The organism is Halorubrum sp. AJ67 (genome assembly GCF_000513435.1).
In genome coordinates this window covers 18,162-31,372 of sequence record NZ_CBVY010000018.1, presented here as the reverse complement: position 1 = coordinate 31,372, position 13,211 = coordinate 18,162, and the positions used below count along the sequence as shown (strand labels likewise).

The following is a 13,211-nucleotide window of genomic DNA, read 5'->3' as shown; positions in this document are numbered from 1 at the left end:
GCGGGCGTACGGCGTGCTCTCGACCGCGGCCGACGGGTCGCTCGCGGACATCGTCGAGAAGCCCGACGACCCGCCGACGAACCTCGCGAACGTCGGCTGTTACGCGTTCGAGCCGGAAGTGTTCGAGTACATCGACCGGACACCCGAAAGCGAGCGCGGTGAGTACGAGATCACGACGACGATCGACCTCCTGCTCGACGACGGTCGCCGGGTCGACGTGGCCCCGTACGACGGCGCGTGGCTCGACGTCGGCCGTCCGTGGGAGCTCTTGGAAGCGAACGAGCTGGCGCTCGCGGAGTTGGACGCGGGTGACGGCGCGACGGGCGCGACGGACGCGATCGCCGGCACCGTCGAGGAGGGCGTCCATCTCCACGGGCCCGTCGTCGTCGAGGACGGCGCTCGACTCCGGTCCGGCGTCTACGTCGAAGGCCCGGCGCTGATCCGCGAGGGGGCCGACGTGGGACCGAACGCCTACATTCGCGGGTCGACCGTGGTGGGCCCGGGCGTCCACGTCGGCCACTCGGTCGAGGTGAAGAACTCGGTGCTCATGGCCGACGCGTCGGTGGGCCACCTCTCGTACGTCGGCGATTCGGTGGTGGGCCGCGGCGTCAACTTCGGCGCGGGAACGAACGTCGCCAACCTCAGACACGACGACGAGAACGTGCGCCTGACGGTCAAAGGCGAGCGCGTCGACACCGGTCGGCGAAAGCTCGGCGTGATCGCCGGCGACGGCGCGAAGACCGGTATCAACACCTCGCTGAACGCCGGCGTCAAGCTCGGTGCCGGCGAGACAACAGGTCCCGGAGAGGTCCTGACGCGCGACCGGACGTGAGGAGACCGAGCCGGCACAGTCGCGCCGTCGTCCGCAGCTGAGATCGCTCCGCGGAACGACCACCTCCCCGTCGTGAACCGTGCGCCGATCTCGACGAACCAGCTACCAGGTCAATCCCTCGTAGGTGATCCCGTCCCGCCGCTCGACGATCCGTCTCCCCTCGACGACGACGGGGTTCGCCATCGCGTCGAACTCCTCGTCGAGCGCGGCGAACTCGTCCCAGTCGGTGACGACGACCGCCCCGTCGGCGTCGTCGAGCGCGGCCGCGGCCGAGTCGGCGTACTCGACGTCATCGAGGTACGCCTTCGCGTTTTCCGTCGCGACCGGGTCGTAGGCGGTCACCGTCGCACCGCGTTCCTGAAGCTGTTCGACGACGGGAATCGCCCGGGAGTTACGCACGTCGTCGGTTCCGGGTTTGAACGCGAGTCCGAGGACGGTCACGCGAGCGCCGGCTAAATCGAGGTGTCCCGCGAGGAGGTTGACCAGCCGACCCGGTTGACGGTCGTTGAGGTCGACCGCGGCGTTCAACACCGGCGGTTCGTACCCCTGCTCTTCCGCGGCCGCGATGATCGCGGCGACGTCTTTCGGGAAACACGAGCCGCCCCATCCCACGCCGCTCCGGAGGAACTGCTCGCCGATGCGGTCGTCGAGACCGATCGCGTCCGCGACCTCGTAGGAGTCGATGCCGAACTCCTTGCAGATGTTCCCGATGTCGTTGATGAGGCTGATCTTCGCCGCGAGGAAGCCGTTGTTGGCGTACTTGATCATCTCGGCGGTTCGGGTGTCCGTCTCGACGACCGGCGCGTCGGCCCGGTCGACGAGCGGGTCGAACACGTCGCGCATGTCGGAGAGTGCCCGCTCGTCGTCGGCACCGAGGACGACCTTGTCGGGGTTCAGGAAGTCGTCAACGGCGGTCCCCTCGCGCAGGAACTCCGGGTTCATCCCGACGCCGAACGCCTCGCCCGCGGTCGTGTCGCTCGCGTCTTCGAGGATGGGCGTGATGGTGTCCTCCGTAGAGCCGGGGACGACCGTGCTCTTGACGACGACGGTGTGCCAGCCCGACTTCTCCGCGAGCGTTTCGCCGAGCTGGGTCGCGCCCGCCTCCATGATCGAGAGATCGATGCTGCCGTCGTCGTTCTGCGGCGTCGGCAGACAGAGGAACGTCACCTCGGTGTCGTGGACGGCCTCGTAGTCGGTGGTCGCTCTGAGGCGTCCGGTGCCCTCGGGGCCGGCGTGGGCGGCGATGAGTTCGTCGAGGCCCGCTTCGTGGATGGGCGCGTCGCCGTCGTTGATCGTCTCGACGATCGATTCGTCGATATCGATGTTGACGACCTCGTGGCCGAGATCGGCGAAACAGGCTGCTACGGTAGTACCGACATAGCCGCTTCCGATGATTGAAAGACGCATTCTGGGTGGCCGTTCGCGGGACCGGCACAAGAAACGTCTGGTCGGATCGTCTCTGACAGCGATAATCGGGGCTTGTCTTCAGATACCGTCTCTACGACCCGGCGACGGACTAGTCCAAATTCACTTCGCTCTCCCCGTCTCGCCAGCGTTACACTCCGTGAGTTGTTTCCACATGGTTCCGGTTATCAGGGATCCAAATCGATGCGTCAGCCGTCAAGGTGGCTCGCGTCTGTGGTTCTGTTGGATTAAATTAGTAGATAGATCGAGTCCGAAATATCGTACTTACCGTCGCACCGATCGTCGATCTGTTTGACTTCGTAGCTGACGGCTGACGAATTTTCTGTGCGATTATTTGTCGCTGCGGTATGGCTCACACACGAGTTCGACGCCCTCCTCGAAGTCGATTTCTGGCTCCCAGCCGGTCGCCTCGTGGAATGTCGAGTAGTCGACCATCGTGTCAAACTTTCGTCAAGCACTTCGTACTGATTCCAGTCGGTCACAACGGGACTGGCATGTGCGTCACGCAGTACATCGGCTGCCGAATCGGCGTACTCGATGTCGGGGAACTGCTCACGCATGTTATCGACCGCGACCGGGTCGTGCGCGACAACGTTAGCATCCCGTTCGAGTAGCCCCTCGATGACGGGGATAGCGCGAGTATTCCGGATCCCACCCGTCCTCGGCTTGAACGCGAGACTGAGTACTGCGACCTGCCGGTCTGCCACGCCGATGTGGTTGCCGAGCAAGTCGAGGAGCCGTTCGAGTTGATGATCGTTCGCTTCGACTACAGTAGAAGGCGCGGGACATCATAGTCAGCCTCACGGGCGGCAGCGATGATCGCGTCGACGTCCTTGGGGGAAACAGCTCCCGCCCCAGTCGAGGCTGCTGTCGAGGAACAGTCGTGCGATCTGTGAGTCCAGCCCCCTCGCATCGGCGACCTCGTACATGTCGACACTGTACTCCTTACAGATGTTCCCGAGGTCGTTAGCGATCGAGATATTCGATGCCAGGAATGCGTTGTTCGCGTATTTTATCATCTCAGCCTCGTGCGTCCCAGCCTCGACATCGGCGAGTTGTCGGCGTGCTTGACGAGCGACTCGAAGATCTCCGGCATCGTCTCGCGAGTCCGTTCGTTGTCAGCGCCGAGAACGACCTTGTCCAGGTTCAAGAAATCTGCTACTGCCGTCCCCTCTCGCAGGAACTCAGGATTTATCTCGACACCGAGGTCCTCGCCGAGACGTTCACTGCTAGTCTCAGCGAGGAGTGGAGCAAGTGTGTCCTCAGTCGTTCCCGGGACGAAAGTACTTTTGACGACGACATCGTGGTGTCCGTCCTTCTCGGCGAGTGTCTCACCCAACCGTTCGGTCGCGTTAAATTTGGGGAGAATTGTGGCAGACAGCGACGGCTTCGAGCCAATTTTGAGCGGTCTCTAGCGCGACATTGCTAAAACTATTTGTAAACGATGATGTTCGTCATTCTATTTCTCAAAATACACGTTCGATAGCGTTCCGATTTCCATGGCGAATCACCCGAAATCGATAGCCATCTTCGGCAAGAATTGGGCCAAGATAATCGGCGTCATCGACGAGAAATTCGACATCATCAAGCTGGTAGCGTCGGTGAAGCTCGATGAGAAACCATCGCGTCGTCTGTTTCGTTGCGGTAGGATAGAGGCTTACTTGGCGGATTTCGTTGGTATATGGACCAACCGCACCGTACAGCCAGAACTTCTGTCCATGGAGGCGGAACATCTTTTCGTCAACCACGAGTTGATCCGCAGAGACCGTCGAGATCGGCTGTAGATCAGTTTTATGAACCCAATTGTGAACAGCAACGTGGCTCCGGTTGATCCAAAAAAATTTCGAGAAATTTACTTACCTCGCGGAGCGACATACCGGCTAAGTGACAGCGGATCCCTACTTCAACCGCCCATCGCGGCGTTCGATCTCGCTCCACAAACGACAAGTCGATCCACGCAATACGTTCGCTGAGGCGGTCAATTTCTGCCATAGACACTCAGACATCGTCCGCCTTATCCTCTAACTTAACGCGACCAACCGTTCGGCTCCAACGTTTATGATCGAGAGGTCGATGGACCCGTCGTCGTTGGAGGAGATCGGGAGACAAAGAAAGGTGAGTTCGATGTCGAGGACCTCCCGGTAGTCGGTCGTCGCTTGAAGCTGTCCGGTTCCGTCGGAGCCGGCGTGGCTCGCGACTAACTCGGTAGGCTGTCCTCGTGGATCGGTTCCCTCCCCGTAGTTGATGGTATCAACGGCTGTGTTGAATCGCCATACGGCGGCAGGGTAGGTCGCTAAATCAAAGGCGTTGAAGCGGGAAGATTTGGTTGCCTATGACACAAATCTCCCGCTTCATCGGGGAAGTTGTGCCGGTTGCTCAAAAGAGTTACTGGCGATGGAGGCGAATCCGCCGCCCCGGAAGGCGGCGGCGGATTCGCCGACTACGCACTCGTTTCCCTCCACTGTCTGCGAATTTACCTCGACACATCCTATCGGATGACGATCGATCTACTCAAAGAGATGCCACCAAATAATCGGGGAGATCGGCCTTGATGCGGCCGATCTCCCCGTGCCGTCCACGTTGTGTAAGGCGTTCGACCGGATCAGTATGAGCGTCTGTCGAGTGCTGCTGCGCCAGTCGGCGCAGCTGCACGATCTCTCCGAACACGCCGCGATAGACGCTACATTCTACGAACGCTCAGCAGCGAGCCGCCACTACTGCCAGCGAATCAGCTACCGCGTTCAGAAGCTGAAAGTCACGAAACTCGTCGATACAGCGTCTCAAGCTGTCCTTGACGTTCACTGCTCGACGAACCGAGAAGGAAGCGACGCAGATCTCGCTGAGCAGATCGCCCGCCGGAACGCGGGCGATCTGCGGTCTCTCGCTGCCGATAAGGGCTACGACAAGCAATCGCTCCGCGAAGGATTACGCAATCTCGGGATTAGACCGCTGATCAAGCACCGCATCTTCGCACCGTACGACCACGCACACAACGCTAGAATCGACGATAACCGCTACAATCAGCGCTCTATGACTGAAACTGTGAATTCGGCTGTGAAGCGCTCGCTCGGCTTCGCCGTGCGAGCGCAGTCGTGGTTCCGTGAGTTCCGCGAGATTGCCTTGATGTGTATGGTCTACAACATCAAGCGCTTCGTCAAACAGTGAATCTCTACGCCTTACAGCGATTCAACACAGCCTATCAACGAGTTTTTGATCAATGTCGATATTCACGATATCGTGGACGAGATCTGCGAAACAAGTGGGGGATGGTCCTTCCGGCGTAGCCGGAGCCGATGACTGAGAGTTAACAGACTGGGTATATTTCCACATCAATAAAAGAGGCACAGATTTCGGACGGTGCTCGTAAAGACAAGAGGTTTGATAGTCCGTGCCCGATCTCTGAATGACAAGAATGAAAATCGCCTTTTTCGTCGAATACTTCCCCAAGATTTCGGAGACGTTCATCATGGATCAGGTGGTGGGACTGCTACGACGTGGACACGACGTTCACGTGTTCGCCCTAGAGGATCCATCTGAAGAGTTTCACCACGAGAAGGTTGACGAGTTCGATCTGACACGCCGGACAACGTACCTCGGTAGGCCCGCCAACGCTATTGAGGGCACACTAACGGCAGGACGATTGGCTCTCCATCACCCGGAGACACTCCCCGAGATAGTCCGATCACTCGAACGAGGAGTAGAGGGTGGGGGGAGGATCGCCGCGCTCTACCAATTCAGATCACATATCCGGTCGGACTGGAAGTTCGACATATGGCACGCTCACTTCGGCCCGATCGGAAAACGGTGGGACTTCCTCCCCACACTGGAGGACAAACCGTACGTCGCCTCGTTCTACGGACACGACGCCGCGAGCAACGTTCCAGAGAACCGAAGCACGTACACGTATCTCTTCGATCACGCGGATCGGATCACGGTTCTGAGCGAGGATATGCGTGACGACCTAGTGTCGAACGGTTGTCCTCGGGATCAGACCGCGCTTCAACCGCTCCCGGTAGATACGGAACGGTTCAGTCCGGCTCCGGAGAAGAGTTGGAGGGTAGGCCCGACAGAGGTGGTAACCGTGGCGCGGTTCGTTGAAAAGAAAGGGCTGGACGACGCTCTTGAAGCCATCGATGCCGTCTCGGCCGAACACGATATCCGTTGGCGGATCGCTGGTGACGGTCTTCTGCGGGACAAGTTCGAGTCCGAGGTCGCCAAGCGTGACCTGACGGACGTGGTCAAGACGCTCGGGTTAGTGTCACAAACAGAGATACAGCGATTACTCGCGGAGGCACACGTTTTCCTTCTCCCCAGCAAGCGAGCGAGTTCCGGCGACAAGGAGGGGACACCGACAGTATTGCTTGAGGCACAGGCCGCAGGCGTCCCGGTTATCTCGACGGAGCACGCCGGGATCCCCGAGATCGTCCGTGACAGGGAATCAGGGGTTCTAGTGCCAGAGGGAGATCCGGAGGCTCTGATACAGGCGTTGGAGAAGTTCCTCTCGAATCCGGATCGATGGGAGGAGATGGGGCAGGCGGGGCGCGAATTGGTCCGGGAGAAGCATTCCCTACAGGCTGTCGCACGACGTCTCGAAGAGCATTATCGGGCAGTCATCAACAAATAAACCGATTGGACTCCCTTCATCCGGTACGGTTTTGCGGATGGTCAAGAATCGACACAGTATGGTACGTGTTCTGGTGACGGGTTCCAGCGGTTTCATCGGCATGAACCTCTGTACCCATCTCGTCGAGGAGGGGTACGAGGTCCACGGGGCCGACATCGAACCACCGGAGTTCGAGCACCCTTCGAGCGTCGAGGAACGTCGAGTGGATCTCCTGTCCGAACCCGAACTGCCGGACGTTGACGTTATCGTTCATCTGGCGGCACACTCTCAGGTACAGTCAGTCGTTGAGGACTCCAATCGCGCCATCGAGAACCTGAAGATGACTCGTCACGTTCTGGAGGAGGCAGTCCGCATGGGGGCCGACGTGGTCAACGCGTCAAGCCGTGACGTGTACGGTTCGGCGATCAGGCCGTCAGAGGACGAAGTCTCCCCGGACAGCCCGAACGGCTACGCTGCCAGCAAACTCGGTGGGGAGGCGTTGGCCAACGCGTACGCACAGAACCACGATATACGGGTGGTCTCTCTCCGTCTGGCGAACGTCTACGGTCCGAAGGACACGAACCGGCGTGTAATCCCGATATTCGCGTCGCGAGCGGCCGCCGGTGAGAAACTGAAGGTGTTCGGGGAAGGCAAACTCCTCGATTTCATACACGTAGACGACGTTTGCGATGCCATCGTTGCCGCGATGAACCGGATCGATGTCGCTGACGGGGAATCGTTCAACGTCGGTTCCGGCGATGGAACCCCGCTGAAAGATGTCGCGAGAATGGTCTCAGAGATCGTCGACGAGTGCCCGGGATGGGAACTCGACGAGGACCGGTCCGGCGATGTCAGCAGGTATGTGTCTGACAATTCAAAGGCGAACTCCGTGCTGGGATTCGAGCCAAAAAAGCCGATAGAGGAAGAACTGGAGGACACTATCAAATGGTATCTCGATGCGAGATGAACGTCAAACGATCAAGAGTTGGCTGACTCTTCTCTGACCGCCGTTAACACCGGCAGTTCACCGTACGTGGATTGCTCGTGGCGAACCGATTTGACAACAAAGCCCCCTTCGGTCAACAATTCCTCCACCTTCTCTGCTGGAGCGTCGTACATCGGGTGAGTTTCGACTATGATCTCTTTCCCCACTTGTTGAGTGTGTTGTAAGATATCCATTTCGGCGCCTTCACAGTCAAGAACGAGAACATCACACTCCGGGAGATCGCCAGGCGATAGTTGTCGCGCCCCCATCACTTCGCCGTAAACGTGTATATCCGGCCCAACAACGGCGTGTTCGACATCAGTTCTCGACTCTACCTGGTTGATCCTGATTGTTTCTCGGACGTGTTCTGTTTGTTCTTTCGAAGCTTCAAACGTGATAACCCACCCGGATTCACCAGCGTTCTCTGCAGCGACGACGGTTCCAACCCCCCATCCCCCCCCGACGACGACCACGGTATCACCTTCCGAGATACACTGCCTGATTGCGGTTATCAGCGCGTCCTCGTAATCGGGTTGGACGTCTGTTCTGTCGAGCAGGCGCGGTTGACGAACTGGAACACCGTTAAATACGCCGATCTTTCTGGGTAATCGCTCCCGAATCAGCGTGTTATACAGACGCTTTAGCAAGGATGCCATCTAGTGACCCGTTTCTCGCTGGGGGAACAAACGTCTTCGGAAGTCTCCGCTCAGCCGCACAACGGCATCGAGAACTACCGAACGCCTCCGGATCGACTACTGGATAGTTGGCTGATAAATTCAACTTGCGTCTTGGCGACCCCGGAAAGGCTGAATTTCGTTGAAGCGCGTTCCCGGGCCGCGTTCCCTATCTCTCTCCTATATTCGGGGTCGGTCAGTAGATCGGATAACCGGTCAGCAAGCGACCCGGCATCATGCTCCGGACACACCAGCCCTCCGTCGCCGACGACGGAGGGGAGCGCCCCACACTCCGTGGTCACCACTGGGACTCCACAGCTCATCGCCTCGACAGTCGCGTACCCGAACTGCTCTGCCCAGTCATCGATCGTCACGCTCGGATAGGTAAAGATATCAGCGGAGTTGTATATCTTGGGCATCCTCGAGTACGGTTGCCTCTCCGTCACCAGAGTCACCCGATCGGTATCTACAGTTTTGTCGATTTGTGACCTGAGTTCGTCTTCCATCGGGCCTGTGCCGAGAATCAGGAACTCGGCCTCTGGGACAGCCTTCGACACGGCCGGAACTGCGTCGACAAGCACGTTGATCCCCTTCTCGGCCACGAGCCGTCCAGCATACAGAACGAGAGGGCTATCCGCACCGATCCCAAACGAGGATCTCACATCGGTTCCATCCACATCCGGAGAGAATTTCTCAGTATCCACTCCGGTCTGCGGTGCGGTAGTGATCGGCCCGTCGAATCCCCGGTTCCGAAGTCGGGTTTCTGTCGCTTCGCTTCCAGCGATGATGCCATCGATTCGGGAATAGACCAGTGACTCGAGCCCACGTTTCACTCTCGACGAAGGGACCCGATCCAGATTTTCCCACGAGAAAACTGCGTGTGAAACCCCTAGGCGGTTACAAATCCACCCCGTTTGACCCGTGATGAACTGCCAGGGTTCGCCGTGGGTGATCACCCCATCAGGATCGATTCGCTCGATCGATTCCGAGAGTCCCTGTAGAAAATAGACTCCGTCGTAGCCGTGGAGGGCAGAGCTGTGCCGATGAATCGAAAATGGGACGCTATCTGATGGCTCATCGTCTCCGGGAACGTTGGGCCAGGATTCGGGGACGAGAATATGGACGTCGTGACCCATTCGCTCAAACTCCGAACAGAGGAGCCACTGTCGCTCGGCGAGAACAGGATATCCGACGACTGCGATGCGCATCAACAGATAAATGATTGGTGGGGGTAAATTGGTTTCGGAGTTTCATATGTATGAGAAGCGTTTTGTATATCGGTATCAATGACTGTGACAGCATTGATGAGGACTGAGACCGATGCTCGCTAGTGTCGTCATACCTACATACAACCGTTCCGATAAGATTGGCGAAACGATCGCGTCCGTTTGTGATCAGTCAGTTTCGGAATACGAAGTTCTCCTCGTCGACGACGGGTCGACCGATCCTAGGTACGGAGCGTTATTAAACGAGATCGACGAGCAGTACGACCGAGTCAAGATCATCCGACAGGAGAACAGCGGACCGGCGGCCGCCAGAAATCGGGGAATAGAGGAAGCTAAATCGGAGTTCGTCTGCTTTACTGACGATGATTGTATCGTCCCAGAGGACTGGATAGAGAGGTTAGTAGAGTCCTTCGAGAGTGGAATCGGGGCAGTCGGAGGGCCGTTACAGCCGACCGAAGACGCCGAGGAACGGAGCCCTTTCGCTCAACTCCATCGGTACCGGAACCAGGTCGTATACGATCAGCCAACGGAACCGACCGTCGGCGATACAGACCTCCCGATGGGAGGGACAGCAAATATCTGCTATCGTCTGGAAGCATTAGAGGCGGTGGATGGGTTCGACGAGGCTTTCCCGACCGCGGCAGGGGAGGATGCCGATCTACAGCACCGAGTGGCGCAGGAGGGTTGGCAGATGAAATTCGTCCCCGTTGTCGTCCACCACAATGACGAATACTCGTTTACATCGTTCAAGGAACGAGCGATACGCCACGGGAAGGGGACTTACTACTTTCACCGAAAACATGGGATTCCTCGATCCAAACTCAGAGTCGCTATAAGCTTGCTGGGATCAGTTGTGTTCCTCCCGAAGGAGGTTCTCCAAACACGAGATCTCACGCTCGCCAGCCTCGCAGTTCTCGAACGTGCGCTTAGCCGGTACGGTGAATTGAAAGCAAGATATAACGACGACGTAGCGATGAACATCTGACGACTGATCCCGATTGTTACGTTACCAAGCGCTTATTATACGTATTACCGTGTCTTCCATAAATGAGTAAATCAGTCACGTATGCGTTCGGAGGTGACTTGGGTGGTGCGGGTATCGGACGTATTGCTGGTCATGCTGTCGGCGGCGTCCAGCGCTCGTCGTTACGAGGGAAAGCTATCTCGTATACGCTTTCGGACGAACAGTTGACGGAGGTAACACAGACCCACAGCGGCGGTTCGATCCTTCGAAAGATTCCGAACTACCATGTCAAGGACGTCCTGTTCAATCGGCTAACTGCGCGAAAAATCGAGGGATCAGATCTATTTCACGGCTGGAACAATATGTGTTTACATTCGCTCCGCACGGCGAAGAGTGTAGGAGCGAAGACGGTCGTCGAACGAGCGAGTACCCACCCGACAGTACAGCGTAGTCTCGTTCAACAGGAGCGCGAGCGGTTCGGCGTCGACGAACCATCACGAAACGAACGGCTACACGAGCGTGCAGTAACCGAACTCACGGAGGCCGACGCCGTTTTCGTCCCCTCCGAGTTTGTTTACGAAAGTTTCCTAGATGAAGGTTTCAATGAGAAGCAGCTGTATCAGATCCCATTCGGTGTAGACCACGAGCAGTTCGCCCCACCCGAGAACTACATTCGATCCGAACACCCATTTTCGGCTCTGTTCGTCGGAAGTATCTCCCTACGAAAAGGAATCCAGTACCTACTACCTGCGTGGAAGCAAGCAGACGTAGACGGCACCCTTCGGATCGCAGGAGAGGTCACTAAACCCGCGGAACCGATCGTCGATCAGTACAGGGAGGACGACTCGATTGAGTTCCTGGGCTGGGTAGACAATCCGAGCGAGGAATTTCGACGGGCGAGCACGTTCGTCTTCCCGAGCGTCGAAGAGGGGAGTGCGCTCGTGAGCTACGAGGCCATGGCGAGCGGCCTTCCCGCAGTAGTTACGTCGAACGTCGGAAGCCTCGTCCGGGACGGCGAGGACGGGATCGTCGTCGATGTCGGTGACATCAATGCCCTGACCGACGCTATCGAACGGCTAGGCTCAAGCCCCGAAACCCGGGAGCGGATGGGCAAAAGCGCCCGGAAACGAGTCGAAGGGTACACGTGGGAGCGGTACGGCGACTCAGTTGTCTCCGCATACGAATCGATCCTTCAGGACCAGTAGGGCAAACCGGTCAACGGTACCCGAGGGAACGAAGATGCTCTTCCAGTTCTTCCTCAGAGATCTCCTTGGAGTCCAAAACTGTATGAACCGGCTGGTACGATCCCTCGTCGACGCCCGACAGTTCAACCCACGGAACTTCACGGACGGTCTTACACGGCAGTCCCTCCGGATGCCCGTACACGAACCCCTCACCGAACCCGTTACCGTGGTCGGCGGTGATGACTATGTCTGCGTCGCAGTTGTTCACTAACCGTTCGATAGACTCAAGAACCCATACCAGATTGTCCTTGTACGCGTCGTAGAACTCCTTGCTATCCAAGTTCCCGTCTCTGAGTTCAGTAAATCCTTCCCCCCAAGTAGCCTTGTCAGAGTGACCTTTACTGAACCACTCCGGTTTGGATCTGAACGGCGTGTGTGGTTGCATATAGTGGACAATTAACTGATCAGCACCGATTTCACCACGTTTCCGCCACGCGTCGATCGCTTTGTCCGTAAGGATGTCCGGTGGCACAGCCGTCAGCCCATCTCCGAGTGGACGGGCAGTAACAAAGTCGTACAGCGCTAGGCGGTCAGTGTCGTAGCCCTGTGAAAAGCCGTTTCCGGTGATGTACGTACTTGAGGCGAGTTCGGAGTCAAACTCCGGGTCGAACATCACGGCCAACCACTCGTCACTCGTTGTTCCCGCGGACATCCAAGTACTGTGTTCTCGGGGCTCTGGAAGCCAATCGAACTGGCCCGTTGTAGCAACTTCGCGAAGTACATCCGGCCGGCACGTATCGAGTACGAGGAGAACGTCCCAATCCCCGCTCCAGTGTGGTTCCCCCCGATTCAAAACTGACTGGCCTCGGCGAAGGAGACCGAGATAGAGTTCGTGAAATGCTTGTTTGAACGCGAACGCCGTCGAATAATCTTGTTTGTTTTGATGTATCTGCCGAAGCCAATCGACTAGTGTCATTTACCGGGGGTATGGAGCGGCGACACAAAAGTGATTGTGAGTTCGCTATCGTTTCACCGGAAGACCGTACACCGAAGAACGCTTTACCCTCGCGTTCCACCTCTTTGAAAGTACAATGAGCATCGCACGGTCGGGCGTCGGGTGGGCCATCGCGAAACTTGGAACGCTCGGCCTGTCGTTCGCCTCCGTGGTCCTGTTCACCCGGGTAATGGAAAATCCGGCGAGGACGCTCGGCACATTCCAAGTGTTTGAGATGATCGGGACGTTCGGAGTTCTCGTCGCCGGTATCGGCCTCTCCCCCGCGCTGGTCAAGCGTGGGAGGCAAGGCACACAGGGGATAGG

The 13,211-nt window shown here is 57.8% G+C and carries 11 protein-coding genes and 4 pseudogenes; 6 read left to right on the top strand and 9 right to left on the bottom strand.

Annotation, left to right across the window (positions count from 1 at the left end):
- Positions 1–832, top strand: an 832-nt coding sequence (glmU, locus tag BN903_RS12750; RefSeq protein ID WP_048078090.1) for a bifunctional sugar-1-phosphate nucleotidylyltransferase/acetyltransferase, incomplete at its 5' end; no start/stop codon positions are given.
- 102 nt (positions 833–934) lie between these two features.
- Here the strand turns inward: glmU and aglM are convergent.
- The 6 genes and pseudogenes from aglM to BN903_RS16080 all read right to left on the bottom strand — a co-directional run bounded on the left by aglM (position 935) and on the right by BN903_RS16080 (position 4,249).
- Entirely contained in the window at positions 935–2,239 is a 1,305-nt protein-coding gene (aglM, locus tag BN903_RS12745; RefSeq protein ID WP_048078089.1) for a UDP-glucose 6-dehydrogenase AglM, read from the bottom strand.
- 348 nt (positions 2,240–2,587) lie between these two features.
- Positions 2,588–2,698 (bottom strand): annotated as a pseudogene (locus tag BN903_RS18190) (nucleoside-diphosphate sugar epimerase); the annotation flags it as partial.
- A gap of 68 nt (positions 2,699–2,766) precedes the next feature.
- A pseudogene (locus BN903_RS18185) lies at positions 2,767–2,964 on the bottom strand (UDP binding domain-containing protein); the annotation flags it as partial.
- Between the two features lie 93 nt (positions 2,965–3,057).
- Complete coding sequence (locus tag BN903_RS18180) at positions 3,058–3,276, bottom strand: hypothetical protein (RefSeq protein ID WP_052334964.1); 219 nt, start codon at positions 3,274–3,276, stop codon at positions 3,058–3,060.
- Positions 3,273–3,596, bottom strand: coding sequence for a hypothetical protein (locus BN903_RS18175; RefSeq protein ID WP_052334963.1), 324 nt, complete (start codon positions 3,594–3,596; stop codon positions 3,273–3,275). The genes BN903_RS18180 and BN903_RS18175 overlap by 4 nt, the downstream gene beginning before the upstream one ends.
- A 13-nt stretch (positions 3,597–3,609) precedes the next feature.
- Positions 3,610–4,249, bottom strand: a pseudogene (locus tag BN903_RS16080) (IS6 family transposase).
- A 340-nt stretch (positions 4,250–4,589) separates the two neighbouring features.
- Between BN903_RS16080 and BN903_RS12730 the strand changes: the two are divergent.
- The 3 genes and pseudogenes from BN903_RS12730 to BN903_RS12720 all read left to right on the top strand — a co-directional run bounded on the left by BN903_RS12730 (position 4,590) and on the right by BN903_RS12720 (position 7,827).
- Positions 4,590–5,422, top strand: a pseudogene (locus BN903_RS12730) (IS5 family transposase).
- 238 nt (positions 5,423–5,660) lie between these two features.
- A complete protein-coding gene (locus BN903_RS12725) occupies positions 5,661–6,881 on the top strand; it encodes a glycosyltransferase (protein ID WP_079890674.1) in 1,221 nt (406 codons plus the stop codon).
- Between the two features lie 37 nt (positions 6,882–6,918).
- A complete protein-coding gene (locus BN903_RS12720) occupies positions 6,919–7,827 on the top strand; it encodes an NAD(P)-dependent oxidoreductase (protein WP_079890673.1) in 909 nt (302 codons plus the stop codon).
- An 11-nt stretch (positions 7,828–7,838) separates the two neighbouring features.
- Here BN903_RS12720 and BN903_RS15240 read toward each other — a convergent pair whose 3' ends face one another.
- Entirely contained in the window at positions 7,839–8,501 is a 663-nt protein-coding gene (locus BN903_RS15240) for a hypothetical protein (RefSeq protein ID WP_052334962.1), read from the bottom strand.
- A gap of 74 nt (positions 8,502–8,575) precedes the next feature.
- On the bottom strand, positions 8,576–9,727 hold the full coding sequence (locus BN903_RS12710) for a glycosyltransferase family 4 protein (protein ID WP_048078085.1): 1,152 nt from the start codon (positions 9,725–9,727) through the stop codon (positions 8,576–8,578).
- 112 nt (positions 9,728–9,839) lie between these two features.
- Here BN903_RS12710 and BN903_RS12705 point away from each other — a divergent pair, with 112 nt between their 5' ends.
- Together BN903_RS12705 and BN903_RS12700 are read left to right on the top strand one after the other, a co-directional pair.
- Positions 9,840–10,730 (top strand): glycosyltransferase family 2 protein, encoded by an 891-nt coding sequence (locus BN903_RS12705; protein WP_048078084.1) that lies wholly within the window; start codon positions 9,840–9,842, stop codon positions 10,728–10,730.
- Between the two features lie 62 nt (positions 10,731–10,792).
- Complete coding sequence (locus BN903_RS12700) at positions 10,793–11,914, top strand: glycosyltransferase family 4 protein (RefSeq protein ID WP_079890672.1); 1,122 nt, start codon at positions 10,793–10,795, stop codon at positions 11,912–11,914.
- A 10-nt stretch (positions 11,915–11,924) separates the two neighbouring features.
- On the opposite strand, the gene BN903_RS12695 is transcribed toward BN903_RS12700, so the two are convergent.
- Entirely contained in the window at positions 11,925–12,869 is a 945-nt protein-coding gene (locus tag BN903_RS12695; protein WP_052334961.1) for a hypothetical protein, read from the bottom strand.
- Positions 12,870–13,211 lie beyond the last annotated feature (342 nt).